Annotated in this window: 24 protein-coding genes; 17 read left to right on the forward strand and 7 right to left on the reverse strand. The window is 60.5% G+C overall.

Going from position 1 to position 23,650, the window contains the following annotated elements:
- The first annotated feature begins 110 nt into the window (after positions 1–110).
- The 10 genes from V6607_RS21150 to V6607_RS21195 all read left to right on the forward strand — a co-directional run bounded on the left by V6607_RS21150 (position 111) and on the right by V6607_RS21195 (position 9,773).
- Positions 111–3,032, forward strand: a complete 2,922-nt coding sequence (locus V6607_RS21150; protein WP_003211746.1) for a monovalent cation/H+ antiporter subunit A — start codon at positions 111–113, stop codon at positions 3,030–3,032.
- A complete protein-coding gene (locus V6607_RS21155) occupies positions 3,032–3,376 on the forward strand; it encodes a Na+/H+ antiporter subunit C (protein ID WP_003192163.1) in 345 nt (114 codons plus the stop codon). Before V6607_RS21150 ends, V6607_RS21155 begins: the two co-directional genes overlap by 1 nt.
- Complete coding sequence (locus tag V6607_RS21160) at positions 3,373–5,055, forward strand: monovalent cation/H+ antiporter subunit D (protein WP_134326984.1); 1,683 nt, start codon at positions 3,373–3,375, stop codon at positions 5,053–5,055. Before V6607_RS21155 ends, V6607_RS21160 begins: the two co-directional genes overlap by 4 nt.
- The gene (locus V6607_RS21165) at positions 5,052–5,540 is read left to right on the forward strand and encodes a Na+/H+ antiporter subunit E (protein WP_003211750.1); all 489 of its coding nucleotides are present in this window, start codon (positions 5,052–5,054) and stop codon (positions 5,538–5,540) included. The genes V6607_RS21160 and V6607_RS21165 overlap by 4 nt, the downstream gene beginning before the upstream one ends.
- The gene (locus tag V6607_RS21170) at positions 5,537–5,815 is read left to right on the forward strand and encodes a K+/H+ antiporter subunit F (RefSeq protein WP_003211751.1); all 279 of its coding nucleotides are present in this window, start codon (positions 5,537–5,539) and stop codon (positions 5,813–5,815) included. The genes V6607_RS21165 and V6607_RS21170 overlap by 4 nt, the downstream gene beginning before the upstream one ends.
- Positions 5,812–6,180, forward strand: a complete 369-nt coding sequence (locus V6607_RS21175; RefSeq protein WP_003211753.1) for a Na+/H+ antiporter subunit G — start codon at positions 5,812–5,814, stop codon at positions 6,178–6,180. The genes V6607_RS21170 and V6607_RS21175 overlap by 4 nt, the downstream gene beginning before the upstream one ends.
- Positions 6,181–6,286: 106 nt before the next feature.
- On the forward strand, positions 6,287–7,222 hold the full coding sequence (locus V6607_RS21180; RefSeq protein ID WP_134326985.1) for an alpha/beta hydrolase: 936 nt from the start codon (positions 6,287–6,289) through the stop codon (positions 7,220–7,222).
- Positions 7,223–7,337: 115 nt separating this feature from the next.
- A complete protein-coding gene (locus V6607_RS21185; protein ID WP_008432438.1) occupies positions 7,338–8,267 on the forward strand; it encodes a hypothetical protein in 930 nt (309 codons plus the stop codon).
- Between the two features lie 134 nt (positions 8,268–8,401).
- Positions 8,402–9,154: an SDR family oxidoreductase gene (locus V6607_RS21190; protein ID WP_003211759.1), complete on the forward strand. Its 753-nt coding sequence runs from the start codon at positions 8,402–8,404 to the stop codon at positions 9,152–9,154.
- A gap of 31 nt (positions 9,155–9,185) precedes the next feature.
- Positions 9,186–9,773, forward strand: coding sequence for a TetR/AcrR family transcriptional regulator (locus V6607_RS21195; protein ID WP_023658972.1), 588 nt, complete (start codon positions 9,186–9,188; stop codon positions 9,771–9,773).
- Positions 9,774–9,781: 8 nt separating this feature from the next.
- Here V6607_RS21195 and lepB read toward each other — a convergent pair whose 3' ends face one another.
- Positions 9,782–10,450 (reverse strand): signal peptidase I, encoded by a 669-nt coding sequence (gene lepB, locus V6607_RS21200; RefSeq protein WP_008432435.1) that lies wholly within the window; start codon positions 10,448–10,450, stop codon positions 9,782–9,784.
- A gap of 160 nt (positions 10,451–10,610) precedes the next feature.
- On the opposite strand from lepB, the gene V6607_RS21205 reads away from it, so the two are divergent.
- From V6607_RS21205 to V6607_RS21225, 5 genes are all read left to right on the forward strand, one after another.
- Positions 10,611–11,162 carry a dihydrofolate reductase family protein gene (locus V6607_RS21205; protein ID WP_134326986.1) on the forward strand — a complete coding sequence of 184 codons (552 nt, stop codon included), beginning with the start codon at positions 10,611–10,613 and terminating at the stop codon, positions 11,160–11,162.
- Between the two features lie 311 nt (positions 11,163–11,473).
- A complete protein-coding gene (locus V6607_RS21210; protein ID WP_134326987.1) occupies positions 11,474–11,815 on the forward strand; it encodes a DUF6124 family protein in 342 nt (113 codons plus the stop codon).
- Between the two features lie 165 nt (positions 11,816–11,980).
- Positions 11,981–12,469 (forward strand): Hcp family type VI secretion system effector, encoded by a 489-nt coding sequence (locus tag V6607_RS21215; protein WP_003211770.1) that lies wholly within the window; start codon positions 11,981–11,983, stop codon positions 12,467–12,469.
- The gene (locus tag V6607_RS21220) at positions 12,466–13,179 is read left to right on the forward strand and encodes a DUF4225 domain-containing protein (RefSeq protein WP_134326988.1); all 714 of its coding nucleotides are present in this window, start codon (positions 12,466–12,468) and stop codon (positions 13,177–13,179) included. The genes V6607_RS21215 and V6607_RS21220 overlap by 4 nt, the downstream gene beginning before the upstream one ends.
- On the forward strand, positions 13,176–13,499 hold the full coding sequence (locus tag V6607_RS21225; RefSeq protein WP_338740403.1) for a hypothetical protein: 324 nt from the start codon (positions 13,176–13,178) through the stop codon (positions 13,497–13,499). The genes V6607_RS21220 and V6607_RS21225 overlap by 4 nt, the downstream gene beginning before the upstream one ends.
- 572 nt (positions 13,500–14,071) lie before the next feature.
- Here V6607_RS21225 and cysS read toward each other — a convergent pair.
- Both cysS and V6607_RS21235 read right to left on the reverse strand, forming a co-directional pair.
- Positions 14,072–15,460: a cysteine--tRNA ligase gene (gene cysS / locus V6607_RS21230; RefSeq protein WP_008432427.1), complete on the reverse strand. Its 1,389-nt coding sequence runs from the start codon at positions 15,458–15,460 to the stop codon at positions 14,072–14,074.
- Between the two features lie 20 nt (positions 15,461–15,480).
- Complete coding sequence (locus V6607_RS21235) at positions 15,481–17,181, reverse strand: glutamine--tRNA ligase/YqeY domain fusion protein (protein WP_008432425.1); 1,701 nt, start codon at positions 17,179–17,181, stop codon at positions 15,481–15,483.
- A gap of 246 nt (positions 17,182–17,427) precedes the next feature.
- Between V6607_RS21235 and V6607_RS21240 the strand changes: the two genes are divergently transcribed.
- A complete protein-coding gene (locus V6607_RS21240; protein ID WP_003211783.1) occupies positions 17,428–17,931 on the forward strand; it encodes a peptidylprolyl isomerase in 504 nt (167 codons plus the stop codon).
- Complete coding sequence (gene lpxH / locus V6607_RS21245; RefSeq protein WP_003211785.1) at positions 17,928–18,677, forward strand: UDP-2,3-diacylglucosamine diphosphatase; 750 nt, start codon at positions 17,928–17,930, stop codon at positions 18,675–18,677. Before V6607_RS21240 ends, lpxH begins: the two co-directional genes overlap by 4 nt.
- Before the next feature lie 168 nt (positions 18,678–18,845).
- Here the strand turns inward: lpxH and V6607_RS21250 are convergent, their stop codons facing one another.
- The 4 genes from V6607_RS21250 to V6607_RS21265 all read right to left on the reverse strand — a co-directional run bounded on the left by V6607_RS21250 (position 18,846) and on the right by V6607_RS21265 (position 23,609).
- Entirely contained in the window at positions 18,846–20,378 is a 1,533-nt protein-coding gene (locus tag V6607_RS21250; protein ID WP_003211786.1) for a DHA2 family efflux MFS transporter permease subunit, read from the reverse strand.
- Positions 20,379–20,442: 64 nt separating this feature from the next.
- A complete protein-coding gene (locus tag V6607_RS21255) occupies positions 20,443–21,660 on the reverse strand; it encodes an efflux RND transporter periplasmic adaptor subunit (protein WP_003211788.1) in 1,218 nt (405 codons plus the stop codon).
- A 15-nt stretch (positions 21,661–21,675) separates the two neighbouring features.
- Positions 21,676–23,139, reverse strand: coding sequence for an efflux transporter outer membrane subunit (locus V6607_RS21260; protein WP_134326991.1), 1,464 nt, complete (start codon positions 23,137–23,139; stop codon positions 21,676–21,678).
- On the reverse strand, positions 23,136–23,609 hold the full coding sequence (locus tag V6607_RS21265; protein WP_003211792.1) for a MarR family transcriptional regulator: 474 nt from the start codon (positions 23,607–23,609) through the stop codon (positions 23,136–23,138). The genes V6607_RS21260 and V6607_RS21265 overlap by 4 nt, the downstream gene beginning before the upstream one ends.
- Between the last annotated feature and the right edge of the window lie 41 nt (positions 23,610–23,650).

Raw genomic sequence — 23,650 nt, forward strand, 5'->3', positions numbered from 1 at the left:
CCAAACAGCCTTTTTCAGCCTACCTTGTAGGATCCTGCCACATCTTGCCGTTTGGTGATCAAGATTCCGGCACGTATGATGCATCCCAAACTCCCGCAGATTAGAAGCCTATGTCCCTGATAGTTCTACTGCTTCTGCCTTTTATCGGCAGCTGTCTGGCGGCCTTGCTGCCGCACAACGCACGCAACACAGAGTCCCTGCTGGCCGGCCTTGTGGCCCTGGTCGGGACGGTTCAAGTCGCCCTGCTGTACCCCCAGATCGCCCATGGTGGCGTGATACGTGAAGAATTCATGTGGTTGCCCAGCCTCGGGCTGAACTTCGTATTGCGCATGGACGGTTTTGCCTGGTTGTTCTCGATGCTGGTGCTGGGCATCGGGACCCTGGTGTCGCTGTACGCCCGGTATTACATGTCGCCGGAAGACCCGGTGCCGCGCTTCTTCGCGTTTTTCCTGGCCTTCATGGGTGCGATGCTCGGCCTGGTGATCTCCGGCAACCTGATCCAGATCGTGTTTTTCTGGGAACTCACCAGCCTGTTCTCGTTCCTGCTGATCGGCTACTGGCACCACCGCGCCGATGCCCGGCGTGGCGCCTATATGGCGCTGATGGTCACCGGCGCGGGCGGCTTGTGCCTGCTGGCGGGGGTGATGCTGCTCGGGCATATCGTCGGCAGCTACGACCTGGACCAGGTCCTGGCTGCCGGTGATCAGATCCGTGCCCATTCGTTGTACCCGATCATGCTCGCCCTGGTGCTGATCGGCGCCCTGAGCAAAAGCGCGCAATTCCCCTTCCACTTCTGGCTGCCCCACGCCATGGCTGCACCGACGCCGGTGTCGGCCTACCTGCACTCGGCAACGATGGTGAAGGCCGGCGTGTTCCTGCTGGCCCGCCTGTGGCCGTCGCTGTCCGGCAGCGAAGAGTGGTTCTGGATTGTCGGCGGTGCCGGCGCCATTACCCTGCTGCTCGGCGCTTATTGCGCCATGTTCCAGAACGATCTCAAGGGCCTGCTGGCCTACTCCACCATCAGCCACCTCGGGCTGATCACCTTGCTGCTGGGCCTCAACAGCCCGCTGGCCGCTGTCGCCGCCGTATTCCATATCCTTAACCACGCCACTTTCAAGGCGTCGCTGTTCATGGCGGCGGGGATCATCGACCACGAAAGCGGCACCCGTGACATCCGCAAGCTCAGCGGCCTGTTCAAGCTGATTCCGTTTACCGCCACCCTGGCGATGGTCGCCAGTGCGTCCATGGCCGGCGTGCCGCTGCTCAACGGTTTCCTGTCCAAGGAAATGTTCTTCGCCGAGACCGTGTTCATCTCCGCCACCGCCTGGGTGGAAATCGCCCTGCCGGTCATCGCCACCATCGCCGGTACCTTCAGCGTGGCCTATGCCCTGCGCTTTACCGTGGATGTGTTCTTCGGCCCCAAGGCCACCAACCTGCCCCACACACCGCACGAGCCGCCACGCTGGATGCGTGCGCCGGTGGAGTTGCTGGTGTTTACCTGCCTGCTGGTGGGGATTTTCCCCGCCCAGGTGGTCGGTTCGATCCTCGCCGCTGCCGCCTTGCCGGTGGTCGGCGGCGAGCTGCCGGAGTACAGCCTCGCCATCTGGCACGGCTGGAACGCGCCAATGATCATGAGCCTGGTGGCCATGTCCGGCGGCGTGGTGCTCTATCTGCTGCTGCGCAAACAACTCAAGTTGGGCCGCTTCAAATACCCGCCGATCATCAGCTACTTCAATGGCAAGCGCGGCTTCGAGCGCTGCCTGGTGGTGATGATGCGCGGGGTGCGCAAGATCGAAAAACGCATCAGCACCAAACGCCTGCAAACCCAGCTGTTCCTGCTGGTGCTGGCGGCGGTGATCGCCGGGTTGATCCCGATGCTCTACAGCGGCATCAGTTGGGGCGACCGGCCGAAGATCCCGGGCTCCATCGTGTTCGTCACCCTGTGGCTGCTGGCAATCGCCTGCGCCCTGGGCGCCGCCTGGCAAGCCAAGTACCACCGGCTGGCAGCCCTGACCATGGTCAGCGTGTGCGGGATGGTGACCTGCGTGACCTTCGTCTGGTTCTCGGCGCCAGACCTGGCGCTGACGCAACTGGTGGTGGAAGTGGTCACCACCGTGCTGATCCTGCTGGGCCTGCGCTGGCTGCCACGGCGGATCGAAGAAGTTTCCCCACTGCCCAGCTCGCTGCGCAAGGCACGCATCCGCCGCCTGCGGGACTTCCTCCTGTCCACCGTGGTCGGTGGCGGCATGGCGCTGCTCTCCTACGCGATGCTGACCCGCCAGACGCCCAACGACATCTCCTCCTTCTACCTCAGCCGTGCCCTGCCAGAAGGCGGTGGCAGCAATGTGGTGAACGTGATGCTGGTGGACTTCCGGGGCTTCGACACCCTGGGAGAAATCACCGTGCTCGGCGCCGTGGCGCTGACCGTCTACGCCCTGCTGCGCCGCTTCCGCCCGTCGAAGGAAAGTATGGAACTGCCCGCGCAACAGCGCCAACTGGCACCCGACGTGGCCACCGACCTGATCAACCCGCGCCAGGCCAGCGACACCGCCCTGGGCTTCATGATGGTGCCGGCGGTGCTGGTGCGCCTGCTGCTGCCGATTGCGCTGGTTGTCTCGTTCTACCTGTTCATGCGTGGGCACAACCAACCGGGCGGCGGGTTTGTCGCCGGCCTGGTGATGTCCGTCGCGTTCATCCTGCAATACATGGTCGCTGGTACCCAGTGGGTCGAGGCGCAGATGAGCCTGCGGCCGATGCGCTGGATGGGCTTTGGCTTGCTGTCGGCAACCCTGACCGGGCTGGGCGCACTGCTCGCCGGCTACCCGTTCCTCACCACGCACACCTGGCACTTCAGCCTGCCGGTGCTGGGGGACATCCACGTCGCCAGCGCGCTGTTCTTCGACGTCGGTGTGTACGCCATGGTGGTCGGCTCGACCTTGCTGATGCTCACCGCCCTCGGCCACCAATCGGTGCGCGCCCATAAACCCAGTAACCAAGCGAAAGCCGTTGCCAGCCCAGGAGGAGCCGCCTGATGGAAGAAGTCATCGCAATTGCCATTGGGGTCCTGGCGGCCTCCGGCGTCTGGCTGATCCTGCGGCCACGGACGTTCCAGGTGGTGATGGGCCTGTGCCTGCTCTCCTATGGGGTCAACCTGTTCATCTTCAGCATGGGCAGCCTGTTCATCGGCAAGGAGCCGATCATCAAGGATGGCGTGCCGCAAGACTTGCTCAACTACACCGATCCGCTGCCCCAGGCCCTGGTGCTGACGGCAATCGTGATCAGCTTCGCCATGACCGCACTGTTCCTGGTGGTGCTGCTGGCATCCCGGGGCCTGACCGGCACTGACCATGTGGACGGCCGGGAGCCCAAGGAATGACCTGGATGAATCAACTGATCATCGCGCCGATCCTGCTGCCGTTGCTGACCGCCGCGCTGATGCTGATGCTCGGCGAGAAGCACCGCCCGCTCAAGGCGCGGATCAACCTGTTCTCCAGCATGGTGGGCCTGGGCATCGCCGTGCTGTTGCTGTACTGGACCCAGAAAGGCGGCCCCGGCTCCATCGGTGTGTACCTGCCGGGCAACTGGCAGGTGCCGTTCGGCATCGTGCTGGTGGTGGACCAACTCTCGGCGATGATGCTGGTACTCACCGGGATCATTGGCGTCAGCGCCCTGCTGTTCGCCATGGCCCGTTGGGACCGCGCCGGCACCAGTTTCCATGCGCTGTTCCAGATTCAGTTGATGGGCCTGTATGGCGCCTTTCTGACCGCCGACCTGTTCAACCTGTTCGTGTTTTTCGAAGTGCTGCTGGCGGCGTCCTACGGCCTGATGCTCCACGGTTCCGGCCGGGCGCGGGTGTCGGCGGGGCTGCATTACATCTCGATCAACCTGCTGGCCTCGACCTTGTTCCTGATTGGCGCGGCGCTGATCTATGGCGTCACCGGTACCCTGAACTTTGCCGACCTGGCACTGAAAATCCCCCTGGTGCCGGAAGCCGATCGCGGCCTGCTGCATGCCGGTGCGGGCATCCTCGCCGTCGCCTTCCTGGCCAAGGCCGGGATGTGGCCGCTGAACTTCTGGCTGGCGCCTGCCTACTCCTCGGCCAGTGCGCCAGTGGCGGCGATGTTTGCGATCATGACCAAGGTCGGCGTGTACACCGTGCTGCGCCTGTGGAACCTGCTGTTCTCCGGCCAGGCGGGTGCCTCGGCGCTGTTCGGTGGCGACTGGCTGATCTACGGCGGCATGGCAACCATCGTCTGCGCGGCGCTGGCGATGATTGCGGCGCAACGTCTGGAACGCATGGCCAGCCTGAGCATCCTGGTGTCCGCCGGGATCCTGCTGTCGGCGGTGGGGTTTGCCCAGCCAAGCCTGACCGCCGGGGCGCTGTTTTATCTGGTCAGTTCCACCCTGGCGCTGAGCGCGCTGTTCCTGCTGGCCGAATTGATCGAACGTTCGCGCTCGGCCAACGACATGCCCCTGGACGATGAAATCGAAGCCCTGCCCAAGGCCATGGAATCCCTGCATCCGCCGCCCGGCACCAACCTCGACGACGAACAGAAAGCCGTAGTCGGCCAGGTGATTCCCTGGACAGTAGCGTTCCTCGGCCTGAGCTTTATCGCCTGCGCCCTGCTGATCATCGGCATGCCGCCGCTGTCCGGGTTTATCGGCAAGCTCAGCCTGCTCAGCGCCTTGATCAACCCGATGGGCCTGGGCAATGCCATCGACGAATCGGTGCGTCCGGCCGCCTGGGGCCTGGTGGCACTGCTGATCTTCTCCGGCCTGGCGTCGCTGATCGCCTTCGCCCGCCTCGGCATCCAGCGCTTCTGGACCCCGGAAGAGCGTCCATCGCCGCTGCTGCGCCGCTTCGAATGCGTGCCGATTTTCTTCCTGCTGGGCCTGAGCATCGCCCTGACGTTCAAGGCCGAGCCGCTGATGCGCTATACCCAGGCGGCCGCCGAGAGCCTGAACAACCCGGAACACTATGTGATGGCGGTCATGGCGACGCGTCCGGTGCCGAGCCCTGAAGCCAAGGCCGCCGCCCTGGAGGTGCAGCCATGAAGCGCCTGTTCCCTGCCCCGTGGCTGTCACTGGCATTGTGGTTGTTGTGGCTGGTGCTGAACCTGTCCGTCAGCCCCGGCAACCTGCTGCTGGGGGCGATCCTCGGCTTTGCGGCACCGCTGATGATGGCGCCGTTGCGCCCGCTGCCGATCCGCATCCGCCGCCCGGGGGTGATCATCCGTTTGTTCTTCCTGGTGGGGCGTGACGTGATCATCTCCAACCTCGCCGTGGCCTGGGGCATCCTGACCTGCGGCTCGCGCCCACCGCGTTCGCGCTTTATCAAGATCCCCCTGGACCTGCGGGATGCCAACGGCCTGGCCGTGCTGGCGATGATCACCAGCGTGACGCCGGGCACCGTATGGTCGGAACTGGCCCTGGACCGCAGCGTCCTGCTGATCCACGTGTTCGACCTGGATGACGAAGCGCAGTTTATCGAGCACTTCAAACACGCCTACGAACGGCCCCTGATGGAGATCTTCGAATGAGCGCCCTGCTCTCCAATGCGATCCTGTTCAGCCTGTTCCTGTTCTCCCTGGCCATGGTGCTGACCCTGGTGCGCCTGTTCAAAGGCCCGTCGGCCCAAGACCGGGTGCTGGCGCTGGATTACCTGTACATCCTGGCCATGCTGATGATGCTGGTGCTGGGTATTCGGTATGCCAGTGACACGTATTTTGAAGCGGCGCTGTTGATTGCGCTGTTTGGCTTTGTGGGGTCGTTTGCCCTGGCGAAATTCCTGCTGCGTGGGGAGGTGATCGAATGATCAATGTCGATGTGTTGCCGCTGTGGGTTGAAGTGATCGTCGCGGTATTGTTGGTGCTTAGCAGCCTGTTTGCGCTGATTGGGGCGATTGGGTTGTTGCGGATGAAAGACTTCTTCCAGCGCATGCACCCGCCGGCGTTGGCCTCGACCTTGGGCGCCTGGTGTGTGGCGCTGGCCTCGATCATCTACTTTTCGGTGCTCAAGTCCGGGCCGGTGTTGCACGGTTGGTTGATCCCAATCCTGCTGTCGATCACAGTGCCGGTGACCACATTGCTGCTGGCACGCACCGCGTTGTTCCGCAAGCGCATGGCCGGGGATGATGTGCCGGCTGAAGTCAGCAGCCGTCGCACTGACAGCGGCAGCTGATCCCCACAGGCGCCGCAGTGGTGAAATTCGTTCTCCAATAGAATCCATAAAATAGAACCTCAATCGCTAATCCCGGTATCGGGATCACTTTATGAGGTTCTCCCCCATGGCATTCACTCCCCTTGTCCAGGCCCATCTCGACGCGTGGGTTGCCTGCGCCGCTGACTTCGGCCCATTTCTCACGGGCCAGGAAACCACCCTCACCCTCAATGAGCAGCGCAAGGCTTATGAGCAGGTGCTTTGTTCCCATCCGATTCCCGTCGGTGTCAGCTTTTGTGACGTCGATATGGGTGGCGTACCGGGCATGATGGTCGTGCCTGATGGGTTTGAGGGTGACCGGGTGCTGCTTTACATCCACGGCGGTGGTTATGTCGGCGGCAGCCCGCGGGGCTACCTGGGCCTTGCCGGCCACTTCGCAAAACTGCTGGGTGCAAAAGTCTACCTGCCCGACTACCGCCTGGCGCCCGAGCATCCGTTCCCCGTACCTATTGATGACACGTTGCAGGCGTATCGCTGGCTGCTCGACCAGGGCAATGACCCCAGGTCCATCGTGTTCTCGGGCGATTCGGCCGGCGGCGCAATGGTGGTGTCGGTGATGGTCAAGGCCCGCAACGCAGGCCTGCCACTGCCCGCCGGGGGCGCCGCCTTGTCGCCGTGGGCCAACCTGGAACACACCGGCGCCTCCATCGACAACCGTGACGGCCTCGACCCGCAAGCCTCCCGCCTGGGGCTGACGCTGCTTGCAAAAGCGTTTCTCAACGGCGCGCTGCCGAATGATCCCGATGCATCGCCGGTGTTCGCGGACGTCCGGGGATTGCCGCCCATTCTGGTGCAGATCGGCGAAAACGAAGTCATGCTCAGCGACGCCATGCGCCTGGCCACCCACCTGGGGGAAAACCGGGTACGCGTGTCGCTGGAGGTTTGGCCTGGGATGTTTCATGTCTGGCATTTGTTTGCGGCAATCTTGCCCGAAGGCATGCAGGCCGTGGCGAATGCGGCGTTGTTTCTGGACCAGGCAATACGTGGCAGCCGTAGCGCTTGAGGGGTTGCCCAGAGCGCGGGAAAGGCAGCGCTCCTGCCGATAACTATCTGTCACCTGGGGCCCCACCGCCCCACCTACCTTTATCGGACAACGTATCCCGATACAGGTAATGATCATGTATACCCATTCCGATGCACTGACCACGCTGTTTGATTTGCTCAACTCGCTGAACGCGCTGATTTCACATTTGACGAGCCAGCAACAGGCAGCCAAACAGCGGGGCCTCGAGTTGTATCAACTCGGTGAATTCGAAGAGTGCGAAATCCACCTGACCATCTCCGCCTCGGCCGGCGATGCGCCGTCCCAATACGCCCTGGGCGAAGCCATCCGGCGCCGGGTCGGCAGTGTCGACCCCGAGGCCCAGGCGTGGTACCGCCTGGCCGCCGCCCAGGATCATGTGTACGCCCTGATGCGCCTGGGTGGCGAAACCAACCTGGCCAAGGCCAAGGCCCTCGCCCAGGCAGGTGCCGATGCTGGCGACGGCGCAGCGATGCTGCAGCTGTATGAACTGACCAAAGATCGCTCGTGGCTGAGAAAGGCAGGTGATGCCGGCTGCGCCGAGGCCTATTACATTGCGGCGCTGTTGTACGACAAAAACCCGGAGGCCAGTGACAACCGCGACTCCATGCTCAGGTATGCGGCCTTCAAGGGCTTCCCGCCAGCGATGAAGTGGCTGGCCAACATGCAGACCTACTACCGCAACCTCTCCTACCAGCGCATACACCTGGAAAAACGGCTGGCGCTGAATGACCTTGATGGCGTCATGACCTATGCCGGTGCGCTCGGCGGGTTCGATATCGATGAAAGTGGCACCAACCGCTATCACTACCCCGAGAACAAAATCCACGCCTATGGGCTCTACTGGCTGGTCATGGACAGTACCCGGCAAAACCCACGGCACGCCGATGCCGCAGGCTACCTGCAACAACTGGCCAGCGCGCTGACTGCCGAAGAAATGGAAACAGCCAAGGCGTATGGCCGCCAGTGGAAAACCGAGCACCCGGCGCTGTCGGAGTTCAGGTTGACCTACAGCGACCTGAAATGACCGGCGTCTGATGAAGGATTCGAGAGCACATCCGGCAGTTAAAGATTAATTAATCCAAAAACAGCTTGGCTAAGTATTTCCAGGCTGGTACGGTTTAGTGGATTATTTAATCCACTAAACCTCAGGCCTCCCCCATGACAGCTCACACCCCTCGCTTCAACCACAAAGTCGCCCTGGTCACCGGCGGTTCCCGCGGTATCGGCGAAGCGATTGTCCGCCGGCTTGCAGCTGAAGGTGCAGCGGTCGCGTTTACCTATTCCTCCTCTGCCGACAAGGCGCAAGCGCTGGTTGGCCTGATCGAAAGCAAGGGCGGAAAAGCCTTGGCGATTCAGGCCGACAGCGCCGATGTGGCGGCAATAGAACGGGCGGTCGCGGCCACTGTCGAGCATTTCGGCGCCTTGAATATCCTGGTCAACAACGCCGGGATCCTGCTGATGGGTACCGTCGACACCTTCAGCCTGGAAGACTTCGACCGAATGTTTGCGGTCAATGTGCGGGCCACGTTTGCGGCGGCCAAGGCCAGCTCGGCGGTGATGCACACGGGTGACCGAATAATCACCGTCGGCAGCGTGGTCGCCCAACGTTCGGGCTTCCCGGGCTCCAGCGTCTATAGCATGACGAAGTCGGCGATCGCCGGTATGATCCGCGGCCTGGCGATTGATTTCGCGCCGCGCGGCATCACCGTCAACAACGTGCAGCCGGGCCCGACCAGCACCGACATGAACCCGGCAGACGGGCCCCATGCGGACATGATCAAAAGCCTGATCCCCTTGGGCCGCGTGGGCACCGCCGACGATGTTGCCGGCATGGTTGCTTATCTCGCGTCCGAAGAAGCGGCATTTGTCACCGGCGCAAGCATGACCATCGATGGCGGCTACCTGGCCTGAGCCTTCACCTGCAATTTCCTCCGAGGTAACCATGGCAAGACCCAGAGCATTCGACCGCGACCAGGTGCTGCGCGAGGCCATCCGGGTTTTCTGCGACAAGGGTTTTGCCGCGGCCTCGACTGAAGAACTGATGCAGGCCATGGGACTGAGCCGCCAGAGCATGTACAACACCTTTGGCGACAAACGCCAGTTGTACCTGCTGGCGATGGCCGAGTATCAGCGCACCGGCGTCGACGACTTGATCGAGCGCCTGAACCAGGGCCCGACCCCGCTGCAGGCACTGCACGACACCCTGCAATCCTTCGCCACCCGCGCCCTGCGGGAAGGAACGGCGGGTTGCATGGGCGTCAATGCCATCTGCGAGTTCGGCCTGGAAGATGATGAGATCAATCAACTCACCGCCCACAGCGCCGAACGCTTGCGCAATGCATTCGAACAGACGCTGGAGCGTGCGCAGGAACAAGGCGAATTGACCGTCGGCACCGATCGCTCGGGCGCGTGTGATTTTCTGATGGCCACCCTCAGCGGCATGAAAGTCGCCAGCAAGGGCGGCGCCACCACTGAGCAGCTGGAGCGCATTGCGGGTTTTGCACTGCGGGCGCTCAGCGCAAACGCGTGATCAGCCCACTACAGGATCGGCGCGCCAAATCGACCCAATCGTGGCATCCAGTGATCCAGGATCTGCGCTGACGCCAGGATATGGTGCGCATGCCCGATCAACAGCCGACGCGGCACAAACCCGATATAACGGGAGTCATCGCTGTTATCGCGATTGTCGCCCAGCATGAAGTAACTGTCGGCAGGCACCACCACCGGGCCGAAATCGCGCAGCGCCCGTACTGTCGGCATGAACTGCACCGTGCGCTGGCTGCTGTTCGCACGCTCCGTCACCTTGATCCCCGGAACTGTTTGGCCAGGCGCGATAGGCTCGCTGATGTCCTGCCCATTACTGTAGGTGGCCGGCGTACCGTTGACCCACAACACCTCGTCGCGCATTTCCAGGGTATCACCGGGGATACCGACAATGCGTTTGATCAAGCGCGTGCCGTCCTTGGGCGAGGAGAACGTGACGACATCTCCGCGCTGGGGGTTATCCAGTCTCGCCAGGGAAATATCAGTGAGGGGCAATTTGAGGTCGTACGCGACGCGATTGACCAGCACCACATCGCCCTCAAGCAACGTCGGGCGCATGGAACCGGACGGGATGGGATTCCAGTCAGCCAGGGAGGTGCGGAAAACCCCGAAGCACAGCCAGAAAATGATTGCGTAACGGTAGCGGATTAACCAACGGCGCATAGATCCTCGCAATACGAAAATGCACACCGGCCAGCGCCGGGTACCCACGGTGATTTTTGGCAATGCTCGCTTATTGCATCGGAAGATTAAATTAACATTAGCGTTGCCGACCCATGACAGTCGATATTTTCAAGCACACAGAAAAGGAGTTTCACGCCCCATGGATAGCAAATGTTCGGTCTTTATCGCAGCCAGCGTCGACGGCTTTATTGCCAGGCCAGACGGTGATATCGAGTGGCTTCATCGCCCTGAGTACGAAGGCGCCGAATTGAACGGCGTGACCTATGAACACTTCATCGCCACCGTGGATGCGCTAGTGATGGGCCGCAAGACCCTGGAAAAAGTGTTGTCCTTTCCGGAGTGGCCCTATGAGGGTTTTCCGGTGTTTGCGCTCTCTCATCAGCCGCTTGAGCTACCTGCACATTTGAAGGGCAAGGTTGAGGTCGTGAGCCAGGATGTGAACGCCCTCGTGGCCGAGTTAGCCGAGCGCGGGATGAAACACCTGTATATCGACGGCGGCCAGACGATTCAGGCGTTTCTTGAGGCGGGTTTGATCGACGAGATGATCATCACGCGTATTCCGGTTGTGCTGGGCCAGGGGATCCCCTTGTTCAGCCAGTTGGGTGGCGAGCATGAGCTTCGGCATATCGGCACGTATGCGTCGGATAACGGGTTTGTTCAAAGCCGGTATGAGGTGAGTGGCAAGCGCTGATGGTCGCGGGTTAACACCCGGAAATTTCCGACAGCTTTTTAGGGTTGTCGCTCAGAAGATGGCTCCCTACTCTTCGGTGGTCGCTGCAAATTCAGCGACCGGGTTTCGCAGCCCGGGTAAACTCTAGACGCACAGCGTCCACCACAAGATAGCGGGCGCTTTTTTATGCCTGATGTTATGGCGGCTGTGCGCGGGATACCTTCGGGTATGCCGGGTGCCTAGAGTCCCGGTCTGCGAACCTGCGTACAGCTGCCACCCGATTGTCGTTTCGCAGCGATGGGTGGCGGCTCCATTACTCTAGGAGCGTCGTCATGATCAAAGACAGTCCAAACCCGCCACTCGATTCACCCTCGCTTCACGCGGCTGCTCATCGGGCGATTAATCATTATCTGAATCCCTCTTCTGAACCTGATTCGCCTGACGAGAGCTCCAGGCTCTTTGTCGTGCGTGAAGGGTTGGACGCGGAGACGTTGTTGGTCAATGCATCGGAGGACTTGGCGTCGGTGCAGGTGTTAGCTACGAATCTGGCATTTGAAATCGATGGGCCGTCCCGGAGTGCGGCGTTGGGGATTTGCCGGATGTTGGAGGGGATTCAGTTATTGGTCGATAGCACCCTTGATCAATACGGCGCAACACACAACCAACTACGTTAAAGAGGAAAAAACACAACGGGGTGGATCTATTCGATTTCAACTAGACCCGCCCCTCCATTAGAGAAAAATCCTACATATTGCTCACACACTTCAAAGAGAATCTTCCGATATTTCCTATTTGCCATTTTTTGTATTCTGAAAACCAATAGATCAGGATGCTTCTTTATGGCTAACCACGGTTACATGACTATCAACGGAAAAACCCAGGGTCTTATTTCCGCAGGCTGCTCTACACAAGACTCTATCGGTAACAAATGCCAGGAAGGGCATCGCGACGAAATAATGGTGATGTCCTATAACCACAACATGCTCAATGAAGGGAATGTCAGAGCTGCGACTCATGGGCCAGTGGTCATTACAAAAAACGTCGATAAAGCTTCACCTCTGTTGGCGATGGCACTTTCCAAAAGAGAAGAGCTTAACTGCATCATCCATTTCTACCGTATTTCTCAGTTTGGCCAACACCAGAAGTACTACACCGTCGACCTACGGGGTTGCATCATCGCGGACCTTTCCCTTGACGTGCCCCACGCAGTACTGATGCACGATATAGATGCACAAGAGCATCTCTCCATCCGGTATCGGGAAATCATCTGGACTCACCATCTGGCCGGTACCAGTGGCTACAGTTCATGGCCCGAGACCGACCTATGAAACTAAATAAAGAACCATCAACGCCAACGTTTCATGAACTGTGGGAAGTTAGTCAAGCCGCAGCAAAGCTGACGAATCACGCCTGTGCGATCAGTGCGCGGCATCTCAAGGATGGGATAACACGGTCCATATTCAACCGGGAGGTTGCTTATTACGCGCGCAGTATTGTCAGGGATGTTGAACAAGGTAAGAAGAGTATTGCGCAAGGGTTGATGGAGATAAAGACAGAGCAGCGCAGTTTGTCTCATCAGTCTAGAGAAATAGCGTTAAGGGGACTGGGAGTCGTTGCTGGCGCTATGCAAGTCGCAACAGGTGCAGGTATTTGCTACGCCTCAGTTGGGACACTTTGCCTTATCGCAGGGATGCCACTGATGGCACATGGGGCAAACAACCTATATGAAAATGGACGCAACCTTGTGACAGGGCAATCCGATACGACTGGTCCTCTGCGCAAGGGGTATCACTCGGTATCATCTGCGATGGGATATGGCGAGCGTGAAGCAAATATGGCATATGGCTCTGTTGATATTGGGCTTTCTGCCTACAGCGTTACAAGACGTGTATTCAAACCAGATAGTTGGCGCTTATTCAGGTATATCAGCACGGACAAGATACGAGCTTACAAGACAATGGGACCCAGTTCATTGGCATTTGAGGCGATATCAGACAGCATAACGCTAGAGCAGCTATATCAAGAGACAAAAAAGTGATTACTTTTGCTTTTATTATATTTTCGTTATTTGGAATTTTATTTGCCTACTACCTTAAAGTGGTGCTCTCCAGCAAAACCCTAGGATATGCCAAGTTTTTTCTAGGCTTAGCGATAAATATGTTTTTTATGAGAGCGCATATGAATATCGTCAAATTTGATAACTTCCTGTACTTCGGACATCACCCGGAAATCATTAATAATTGCGAATCCGTTGGTTGGCTTGCATTTATTTGTCTTTTCCTACATGCGTTAGCATTTCCTGTCAAACGTGACTTGAAGTGGTGGTGGCAGCGCTTACCCGGAAAGTCCCAAAGATGATCACCTGGACGTTTGATTGTTCCCAGGCTCTGCGTAGGAATGCATACCGTGACGCCCCGCATCAACTCGTGCAGAACTTCAACCTCGCATTGACGGCGGGACGCAGAGCGTCCGGGGCGGCATTCCCACGCGGAGCATGGGAACAATCGATAACGCTCTTGCCCCACCACTCGGCACCTCGCTTAGGCTAGCGCCTAAGATCAAGATCAAAAGCAGATCAAGAGCACAGCGGCCTACCGGCCGGCTTGAGCGTGGTGAAGCAACAGCAAAATCAGAAGCGGGCACGGTTTAAATGTGGGAGCGGGCTTGCTCGCGAAGGTCGTTAACGATGACGTGGGCGTCCTGATTCAACGCGGCGCCCTCATGTTCTTCGCGAGCAAGCCCGCTCCCACATTAAGCAGCTCTGCGTTTGATCTTGAGATGGCTTGCTCGCCCCTCGATGCGTCAACCATGTCCCCGCACAGGTGTCCCGTCCAAGACACGCTGTAAGAACCGCCACCCGAATAACGGATAGATAGGCCAAAAAAAACGCCCCGAACCAGTCGGGGCGTTTTTCATTCAGCAATCACCAATCAAGCCTGATCAGCCAACCGCCACGTCGTCCCGCCCTTCCCGTCTTCCAACACCACACCCATCGCGGTCAGTTGGTCACGGATACGGTCAGACTCCGCCCAGTCCTTGTTGGCCCGGGCAGTCAAGCGTGCCTGGATCAGCGCATCAACTTCAGCGGCATCCACACGCCCTTCAGCGCCCGCCTGCAGGAAGTCATCGGCTTCCATCTGCAATACGCCCAGCACGCTCGCCAGCTCTTTCAAACGTGCGGCAAGCCCCGCCGCTGCGTCGAGATCGCTCTCGCGCAGGCGGTTGATCTCACGCACCATTTCAAACAGCACCGCGCAGGCCTCAGGCGTACCGAAGTCGTCGTTCATCACTTCGGTGAACCGCGCAACAAACGCTTCGCCGCCCGCAGGCGCCACGGAGGGCAGGCCTTTCAACGCGTGGTAGAAACGCTCCAGGGCGCCCTTGGCGTCCTTGAGGTTGTCTTCCGAGTAGTTGATCGCGCTGCGGTAATGGCTCGACACCAACAGGTAGCGCACCACTTCCGGATGGTACTTTTCCAGCACGTCGCGAATGGTGAAGAAGTTGTTCAAGGACTTGGACATCTTCTCGCCATTGATGCGAATCATGCCGCAGTGCATCCACGCGTTGGCGTAGGTCTTGCCGGTGGCCGCTTCGCTCTGGGCGATTTCGTTTTCGTGGTGCGGGAACTCAAGGTCGCTGCCGCCGCCATGAATGTCGAAGGTCTCGCCCAGGCAGCAGGTGGACATCACCGAGCATTCGATGTGCCAGCCCGGGCGCCCGGCGCCCCATGGCGACTCCCAGCTCGGCTCGCCGGGCTTGGTGCCTTTCCACAGCACGAAGTCCAGCGGGTCTTGCTTGGCTTCGTCGACTTCGATCCGCGCACCGATGCGCAGGTCTTCGATTTTCTTGCGCGACAGCTTGCCGTAGCCCATGAACTTGGCGACGCGGTAGTACACGTCGCCATTGCCCGGGGCGTAGGCGTAACCCTTGTCGATCAGGGTCTGGATCATCGCGTGCATGCCCGGGATATGGTCCGTGGCGCGCGGTTCCATGTCCGGCTTGAGGATGTTGAGGCGTGCCTCGTCCTCGTGCATCGCAGCAATCATGCGCTCGGTCAGCGCGTCGAACGACTCGCCGTTTTCGTTGGCGCGATTGATGATCTTGTCGTCGATGTCGGTGATGTTGCGCACATACGTCAGGTCATAACCGCTGAAACGCAACCAGCGGGTCACCAGGTCGAAGGCAACCATGCTGCGGCCGTGGCCGATGTGGCAGTAGTCGTACACGGTCATGCCGCACACGTACATGCGCACCTTGTTGCCATCCAGCGGCTTGAAGACTTCTTTGGTCTTGCTGAGTGTGTTGTAGATCGTTAGCACGACAGTTCCTTAAAACAGAATCACTGGCCCCACGAATCACGCAAGGTCACGGTACGGTTGAATACCGGAGCACCGGGTTTCGAGTCCTTGATATCCGCGCAGAAGTAACCTTCGCGCTCGAACTGGAAACGGTCTTCCGGCTGTGCGTCGCCAAGCGATGGCTCGGCACGACAACCCGTGAGAACTTGCAGCGAGTCAGGGTTGATGTTGTCCAGGAAACTGGCGCTGTCTTCGGCCTTCTCGGGATTCGGCGAGCGGAACAGGCGATCGTACAGGCGCACTTCGCACTCGACGCTGGCCGCCGCCGGCACCCAGTGCACCACACCTTTGACCTTGCGGCCTTCCGGGTTCTTGCCCAGGGTGTCCGGGTCGTAGGAGCAACGCAGTTCGACGATGTTGCCATCGGCGTCCTTGATCGCTTCGTCGGCACGGATCACGTAGCTGCCGCGCAGGCGCACTTCGCCGTTCGGCTCCAGGCGCTTGTAGCCTTTTGGCGGCTCTTCCATGAAGTCATCGCGGTCGATGTAGATTTCACGGGCGAACGGCAGCTTGCGCACGCCGAGTTCTTCTTTCTGCGGATGACGTGGCAGTTCGAGGTTTTCGACCTGGCCTTCCGGGTAGTTGGTGATCACCACCTTCAACGGACGCAGCACGCACATGGCGCGCGGGGCGTTCGCGTCGAGGTCCTGACGGATGCTGAATTCGAGCATGCCGTAGTCGACCACGCCGTCGGAGCGGTTGGTGCCGACCATCTCGCAGAAATTGCGGATCGATGCCGGGGTGTAGCCACGGCGGCGGAAGCCCGACAGCGTCGACATGCGCGGGTCGTCCCAGCCAAACACGTGCTTTTCATCGACCAGTTGCTTGAGCTTGCGCTTGCTGGTGATGGTGTAGTTCAGGTTCAGGCGGCTGAACTCGTACTGACGCGGGTGCGCCGGTACCGGCAGGCTGTCGAGGAACCATTCGTACAGAGGACGGTGGCTTTCGAACTCCAGGGTGCAGATGGAGTGGGTGATGCCTTCGATGGCGTCCGACTGACCGTGGGTGAAGTCGTAGTTCGGGTAGATGCACCACTTGTCACCGGTCTGGTGGTGATGGGCGTGGCGGATGCGGTACATGATCGGGTCGCGCAGGTTCATGTTCGGCGAGGCCATGTCGATCTTGGCACGCAGTACGCGGGCGCCGTCCGGGAACTCGCCGGCGCGCATGCGGTTGAACCAGTCCAGGTTCTCTTCCACCGAACGGTCGCGGAACGGGCTGTTCTTGCCCGGCTCGGTCAGGGTGCCACGGTATTCCTTGGCTTGCTCCGGGGTCAGGTCGTCTACGTAGGCCTTGCCGGCCTTGATCAACTCGACGGCCCAGTCGAACAACTGGTCGAAATACTTGGAGGCATAGCGCACTTCACCGGACCATTCGAAGCCCAGCCACTTGATGTCGCTTTCGATGGCGTCGATGTATTCCTGGTCTTCCTTGGCCGGGTTGGTGTCGTCGAAACGCAGGTGCGTGACGCCACCGAACTCCTGGGCCAGGCCGAAGTTCACACAGATCGACTTGGCGTGGCCGATGTGCAGGTAACCGTTGGGCTCAGGCGGGAAGCGGGTGACGATCTGCGTGTGCTTGCCCGAATCCAGGTCCGCCTGGATGATCGGGCGCAGGAAATTGACCGGGACGGCAGGTCCGGCCTTGGAATTCGAGGTAGGGTCGACAGTGGGCTTGCTCATAGGATCCTTGAACAGACGAAGTACTTGGCCGGGTGAGGCCGACAAACAAAGGGCTTATCATAGCCGATGCTGTCAAGGCCCTGACAGAGCGTGGCCAAAAACTGCTGCATTTATTGCACGGGCGGTAAAAAACCACCTCGAAATTCCCGCAGGTCACGCTAAACTGCGCGCCTTGGCTGCCGTTTTTGCCAAGCAGGTAAGGCGCAAAACGCCCAAACCCACGAATTCCTTGAAAGAGTAGTGAACATGACTCAAGTCAAACTGACCACCAACCACGGTGACATCGTCATCGAGCTGAACGCCGAGAAAGCGCCGATCACCGTCGCCAACTTCATCGAGTACGTTAAAGCCGGCCACTACGAAAACACTGTTTTCCACCGTGTCATCGGCAACTTCATGGTCCAGGGCGGCGGTTTCGAGCCGGGCATGAAAGAAAAGAAAGACAAGCGTCCAAGCATCCAGAACGAAGCGGACAACGGCCTTTCCAACGACAAGTACACCGTCGCCATGGCCCGTACCATGGAGCCGCATTCGGCCTCCGCGCAGTTCTTCATCAACGTCGCCGACAACACCTTCCTGAACCACAGCGGCAAGAACGTGCAGGGCTGGGGCTACGCGGTATTCGGTAAAGTCACCGAAGGCCAGGACGTTGTCGACAAGATCAAGGGTGTGCAAACCACCGGCAAGGCAGGTCACCAGGACGTTCCGGTAGAAGACGTTATCGTCGAGAAAGCCGAGATCGTTGAGTGATATTGCTGATTTCAGATTTGCATCTGGAAGAGGAGCGCCCGGACATAACCCGGGCGTTTCTGGATTTACTGCACGGCCGCGCCCGTTCTGCCCAGGCGTTGTACATTCTGGGGGACTTCTTCGAAGCCTGGATTGGCGACGATGGGATGACGCCCTTCCAGCGTTCGATTTGCCAGGCTCTGCGCGAGCTGAGCGACAGCGGCACCCAGATTTTCATCATGCATGGCAACCGGGATTTTCTGATCGGCAAGGCGTTCTGCAAAGCCGCAGGCGCAACCTTGCTCAAGGACCCGAGTGTGGTGCAACTCGCAGGCGAGCCCGTGCTGTTGATGCACGGCGACAGCCTGTGTACCCGCGACCTTGGCTATATGAAGCTGCGGCGCATCCTGCGTAACCCCATCACGCTGTTCATCCTGCGCCACCTGCCCTTGCGCACGCGGCACAAGCTGGCGCGCAAGCTGCGCAGTGAAAGCCGCGCGCAGACGCGGATGAAGACCAACGACATTGTCGATGTAACGCCCGAGGAAGTGCCGAGGGTGATGCAGCAGTTCGGCGTGCGTACGCTGGTGCATGGCCACACCCACCGCCCGGCGATTCACAAGCTGCAGATTGGCGAGCAAGCGGCCAAGCGCATTGTGCTGGGGGATTGGGACAAGCAAGGGTGGGCATTGCAGGTGGATGAGCAAGGGTTTCAACTGGCGGCGTTTGACTTCGTCAACCCGCAGTTGGCACTGCCCGGCGCTTGACCCAGATCGTTCCCACGCTCTGCGCGGGAATGCATCCTGTGACGCTCTGCGTCACGACCTTCAAAAGCGGACGCAGAGCGTCCAGAGCGGCGTTCCCACGCAGAGCGTGGGAACGATCATCAAAGCGGCGTTCCCACGCGGAGCGTGGGAACGATCATGGATTGAGGCTTAGTGGCCCGAAGCCTCCGGCCCCGCCTTCGCTGCAAACGGCGGTTTCGCCAGCCATACAATCACGATCAACGCCATGAACATCCACCCCAGCAACGTGAAGTAATCCACGGTGGACATCATGTACGCCTGGCTCGTCAGTATCTGGTCCAACTGCGCATACGCCTTGTGCCCTGCCCCGCCGAGCGCCTGCAAGGCGTCCCGGGTGGCCGAGTCGTAGGTGGTCATGTTTTCGCTCATGTAGGCATGGTGCTGGTCCGCCCGGCGAATCCAGATCCAGGTGGTCAACGATGCCGCAAAGCTGCCGCCCAGGGTCCGCAGGAAGGTCGCCAGGCCAGCGCCGTCGGCGATTTGCGCCGGCGGCAGGTCGGACATCAGGATGCTCAAGGTCGGCATGAAGAACAGCGCTACGCCGATCCCCATGAACAACTGCACCAGGGCGATGTGCGTGAAGTCGACTTCATTGGTGAAGCCAGCCCGCATGAAGCAACTCAAGCCAATCGCCAGGAACGCCAGCCCGGCCAGCAGACGCAGGTCGAACTTGTGCGCATATTTGCCCACGAACGGCGACATCAACACCGGCAGGATCCCGATCGGCGCCACCGCCAGGCCCGCCCAGGTGGCGGTGTAGCCCATCTGGGTTTGCAGCCATTGCGGCAGGATCAGGTTGATCCCGAAGAAACCCGCGTACCCGAGTACCAACACAATCGTGCCGATGCGAAAGTTGCGATAGGCGAACAGCCGCAGGTTGACCACCGGGTGCTCGTCGGTCATTTCCCAGATCACGAACACCGCCAGGGCGACAGCCGAGATCACCGCGCCGATGATGATGAAATTCGACTCGAACCAGTCCAGGTCGTTGCCCTTGTCGAGGATGATCTGCAAGGCGCCGACGCCGACGATCAGGCTGAGCAAGCCGACGTAGTCCATCGGCTGGTAGCTGGTGACCACCGGGCGTTTCTTCAGTTGCGAGCGCACCACCATCACGGCAAAGATGCCGATGGGTACGTTGATAAAGAAGATCCACGGCCAGCTGTAGCTGTCGGTAATCCAGCCGCCGAGGATCGGCCCGGCAATCGGCGCCACCACCGTGACCATCGCCAGCAACGCCAGGGCCATGCCACGCCTGGCGGGGGGATAGACCGCGATCAGCAGCGTCTGGGTCATCGGGTACAACGGGCCGGCAACTAGGCCTTGCAATACCCGAAAGCCGATCAGCTCGGGCATCGAGGTGGAAATACCGCAGAGAAACGAGGCCAGCACAAACAGGATGGTGGCCCACAGAAACAGCTTCACCTCGCCGAAGCGACGGCTCAGCCAGCCGGTGAGCGGCAGCGCGATGGCGTTGCTCACGGCAAACGAGGTGATGACCCAGGTGCCCTGCTCCGAACTCACGCCGAGGTTGCCGGAAATCGTCGGCAACGCCACGTTGGCGATGGTGGTGTCGAGCACCTGCATGAAGGTCGCCAGGGACAGGCCGATGGTGGCCATCAGCAAGCTGGGCGGCGTGAAGGAGGCGTTAGCGTTACTCATCGCGAATCCTGTGCAACATGATTGGCGCTACGGCCGCCGGGGCCGCAGCTGATGGATTGGCGAATCAGCGCTGGGCAGCCTTGGGAGCGGCGACGCTGTTGTCATGGATCAATTGGGTGATCATCGCGTCGGCTTCGGCCAACTGGCGGTCGTAAACGTTGGTGGTGAACGACGCCTTCTGCGGCGCCTGCTGGGCCAGTACCGGGCCGCTCTGGTCGTGCAGGTCGACGTCGACCACGGTGGACAGGCCCACGCGCAGCGGGTGCTTGGCCAACTCATCGGCGTTCACATGGATACGCACTGGCACCCGTTGCACGATCTTGATCCAGTTACCGGTGGCGTTCTGCGCCGGCAGCAAGGCAAACGCGCTGCCCGTGCCCGCGCCGAGGCTGTCGACGGTGCCACTGAATTTCACGTCGCTGCCGTAGATATCGGATTCGATATCCACCGGCTGGCCGATACGCATATTGCGCAGCTGGGTTTCCTTGAAGTTGGCGTCGATCCACAGTTGATCCAGCGGGATCACCGCCATCAGTGCAGTACCCGGCTGGACCCGCTGGCCCAGTTGCACGGTACGCTTGGCCACATAGCCGGTCACCGGTGCGATCAGGGTGCTGCGGGCGTTGGTCAGGTAAGCCTGGCGCAACTGTGCGGCGGCAGCCTGCACGTCCGGGTGGGACGAAATCACAGTGTCATCCACCAGGGCGCTGCTGGTCTTGAACTGTTGCTGCACGTTGGCCAAGGCGTTTTGCGCCGAGGTCAGGTCGTCACGGGCGTGGGACAGTTCTTCCTGGGAAATCGCCCCGCCGGCAGCGAGGTTCTTGCGTCGGTTGTAGTTGTCCTGGGCCTTTTGCACGTTGGCTTGTTGCGCCAGCACCTGGGCTTTCATGCCATCGACGTTGCTGTACAAGCCACGCACCTGGCGCACGGTGCGGGCCAGGTTGGCCTGGGCACTTTGCAGGCCGACGGCCGCGTCGTTGGGGTCGAAGTTGATCAGCACCTGGCCTTCATGCACCAGGTCGCCGTCGTCAGCGCCGATGCTCACCACGGTGCCGGTCACCAGCGGGGTGATTTCCACCACGTTGCCGTTGACGTAGGCGTCGTCGGTGCTTTCGCTGAAGCGACCATACAATTCGTACCAACCCCACACGCCCAAGGCGCCGAGGATGACGATCAGCGCCAGCACAAACAGCATGACTTTGCGTTTGCGCGGGTTGCTGGTGTTGGGTTGTTCAGCCTTGTTTGTTTCAGGAGCGTTGTTGCTGGTTTCGGCAGTGGCCATGACAAGTACCTTGAATTATTCAGTGCGCGTGGCTGGGGTGGTCGAGGCCACGTTATCGGCGTGGAAACCGCCGCCCAGGGCCTGCATCAGTTGAATCGAAAGATCGATTTGCTCGGCATTCAGGGTGGCCAACTGACGCTGGGCCTGGAGCAGTTGCTGTTCGATGCTGAGCACGTCCAGGTAATTGCCGATACCTGAGCTGTAACGCTGGACGCCGGTGTCGTAGGACTGCTGGGCAATGTCAGCGGCGTGTTGCTGGGCCTGGATCTGGCGGCCGGTCTCGCGCAATTGCGAGAGTGTGTTGCCGATATCGCCCAAGGCTTGCACCAGGGTTTTGTTGTACTGGGCCACGGCCAGGTCGTAGTCGGCGTCGCGAGCGTCGAGGTCGGCGCGCAGGCGGCCGCCGTCGAAGATCGGCAGCGAGACGGTCGGCGCAATGCTGAAGAAGCGGCTGGCCGAACCAAACATCGCATCCCCCAGCAACGACTCGGCCCCGGCGCTCGCGCTCAGGTTGAGGTTGGGGTAGAAACGGGTCTTGCTGGCCGCGATGTTCTTGCTCGCCGCCTCCACCCGCCAGCGTGCGGCGATCAGGTCCGGGCGACGGCCCACCAGCTCGGCAGGCAACACCGAAGGCACCGCAACCGCGCTCGGCTTGAGCACGTTGGGGCGTACCAGTTCGCTGCCACGGTCCGGGCCTTTGCCGAGCAACACCGCGAGGGCGATCTTCGCGCTCTGCAGTTGCTTTTCCGCATCGATCAGTTGCGACTGGGAGCTGGCTTCCAGGCTTTCGGTCTGCTGGTACTGGTACTGGCTGTCGATCCCGGAGTTCAGGCGACGCTGGCCCAGTTCGAGCATTTGCCGAGTGCGTTTGAGGTCATCGTTAGCCAGGTCGCGCACGATATGGGCCTGGCCCAGGTCGCTGTAGGCCTTGGCGACGTTGGCCGCGAGGGTCAGGCGCGCGGCCTGTTGGTCGACTTCGGCGGCGCGGGCCTGGCCCAGCGCGGCTTCCCAGGCGGCGCGCTGGCCGCCCCACAGGTCAAAGTTGTAATTGAAGCTGGCACCGATGTTACGCACGGTGGCGTAGGCATCGCCCTGGCCCAACGGGTCCTGGTCCTTGGCCAGGCGCGAACGGCTGACACCGGCGCTGGCATCCAGGGTTGGCATGCGCTCGGCGTCGGCAGCATAGGCAGCGGCTTCGGCCTGGTGGGCGCGGGCGCTGGCCACTTGCATGTCGGGGCTGTTCTGCAGGGCTTCCTGGATCAGGCCGTCGAGCTGTGGATCGCCAAGGCCTTTCCACCAGTCGGCGGTGGGCCAGGCGGCGGTGGACAGGGTCACGCCGCTGAGGGATTTGCCGGTTTGCAGGTTATTGGCTTCGAGGCGTTTGCCTTCTGTGTTCAAGCCGCTGAAATTGGCACAACCGGCCATAGTCATGGCCACCAGCACAAGGCTGAGGCCGGCACGCAAGGAGCGATTGTTCATGCACTACCTACCCGCTGGATGGTGATGGGGTCACCCGCAGCTATCAGAATTTTCTTCAGGATTTTTTCCAGGGTTTGCAATTCACCCGGCTCCAGGGCGCCCGCCAACTGATTCAGGGCCTGGGCACCGATGTGCGGCAGCATGTCGGCCACGCGCTGGCCTTCGGCGGTCAGCACCAACTGCACCTGGCGCCGGTCCTGCTCGGAACGCTTGCGCGCCAGCAGGTCCTTTTGTTCCAGGCGGTCGAGCATGCGGGTCATGGAGCCGCTGTCCAACGACAGGTTGCGGCACAGCTCGGCCGGGGTGTCGACGCCGTACTGGGCCATGATGATCAACACCTTGAACTGCGCGGCCGTGATGCCGTGGGGTTCCATGTGGGTGTCGATGATCTTGTCTTTGAGCAGCGCAGCCCGGCCCAGCAGCAGGCCGAGGTGGCAGTTGTGGAAGTTTTCGGGGGTGAAGTGCTTCATCGTGACCAGCCTATTAACTGCCTAAGCAGTGAATGTGTGAC

Origin of the sequence: Pseudomonas sp. KK18, from assembly GCF_037094675.1 — a bacterium.
Taxonomy (GTDB): Bacteria; Pseudomonadota; Gammaproteobacteria; order Pseudomonadales; family Pseudomonadaceae; genus Aquipseudomonas.

Excerpts from the sequence above, each read along its gene's own strand:
- V6607_RS21250 (WP_003211786.1), bottom strand. The coding sequence starts at position 20,378 with ATGAGTAACGCTAACGCCTCCTTCACGCCGCCCAGCTTGCTGATGGCC.
- V6607_RS21195 (WP_023658972.1), top strand. The coding sequence starts at position 9,186 with ATGGCAAGACCCAGAGCATTCGACCGCGACCAGGTGCTGCGCGAGGCC.
- V6607_RS21160 (WP_134326984.1), top strand. The coding sequence starts at position 3,373 with ATGACCTGGATGAATCAACTGATCATCGCGCCGATCCTGCTGCCGTTG.
- V6607_RS21205 (WP_134326986.1), top strand. The coding sequence starts at position 10,611 with ATGGATAGCAAATGTTCGGTCTTTATCGCAGCCAGCGTCGACGGCTTT.
- V6607_RS21265 (WP_003211792.1), bottom strand. The coding sequence starts at position 23,609 with ATGAAGCACTTCACCCCCGAAAACTTCCACAACTGCCACCTCGGCCTG.
- V6607_RS21235 (WP_008432425.1), bottom strand. The coding sequence starts at position 17,181 with ATGAGCAAGCCCACTGTCGACCCTACCTCGAATTCCAAGGCCGGACCT.
- V6607_RS21185 (WP_008432438.1), top strand. The coding sequence starts at position 7,338 with ATGTATACCCATTCCGATGCACTGACCACGCTGTTTGATTTGCTCAAC.
- lepB (WP_008432435.1), bottom strand. The coding sequence starts at position 10,450 with ATGCGCCGTTGGTTAATCCGCTACCGTTACGCAATCATTTTCTGGCTG.
- V6607_RS21155 (WP_003192163.1), top strand. The coding sequence starts at position 3,032 with ATGGAAGAAGTCATCGCAATTGCCATTGGGGTCCTGGCGGCCTCCGGC.
- V6607_RS21150 (WP_003211746.1), top strand. The coding sequence starts at position 111 with ATGTCCCTGATAGTTCTACTGCTTCTGCCTTTTATCGGCAGCTGTCTG.
- V6607_RS21260 (WP_134326991.1), bottom strand. The coding sequence starts at position 23,139 with ATGAACAATCGCTCCTTGCGTGCCGGCCTCAGCCTTGTGCTGGTGGCC.
- V6607_RS21240 (WP_003211783.1), top strand. The coding sequence starts at position 17,428 with ATGACTCAAGTCAAACTGACCACCAACCACGGTGACATCGTCATCGAG.
- V6607_RS21165 (WP_003211750.1), top strand. The coding sequence starts at position 5,052 with ATGAAGCGCCTGTTCCCTGCCCCGTGGCTGTCACTGGCATTGTGGTTG.
- V6607_RS21215 (WP_003211770.1), top strand. The coding sequence starts at position 11,981 with ATGGCTAACCACGGTTACATGACTATCAACGGAAAAACCCAGGGTCTT.
- V6607_RS21190 (WP_003211759.1), top strand. The coding sequence starts at position 8,402 with ATGACAGCTCACACCCCTCGCTTCAACCACAAAGTCGCCCTGGTCACC.
- V6607_RS21170 (WP_003211751.1), top strand. The coding sequence starts at position 5,537 with ATGAGCGCCCTGCTCTCCAATGCGATCCTGTTCAGCCTGTTCCTGTTC.
- V6607_RS21255 (WP_003211788.1), bottom strand. The coding sequence starts at position 21,660 with ATGGCCACTGCCGAAACCAGCAACAACGCTCCTGAAACAAACAAGGCT.
- V6607_RS21210 (WP_134326987.1), top strand. The coding sequence starts at position 11,474 with ATGATCAAAGACAGTCCAAACCCGCCACTCGATTCACCCTCGCTTCAC.
- V6607_RS21175 (WP_003211753.1), top strand. The coding sequence starts at position 5,812 with ATGATCAATGTCGATGTGTTGCCGCTGTGGGTTGAAGTGATCGTCGCG.
- V6607_RS21220 (WP_134326988.1), top strand. The coding sequence starts at position 12,466 with ATGAAACTAAATAAAGAACCATCAACGCCAACGTTTCATGAACTGTGG.
- V6607_RS21180 (WP_134326985.1), top strand. The coding sequence starts at position 6,287 with ATGGCATTCACTCCCCTTGTCCAGGCCCATCTCGACGCGTGGGTTGCC.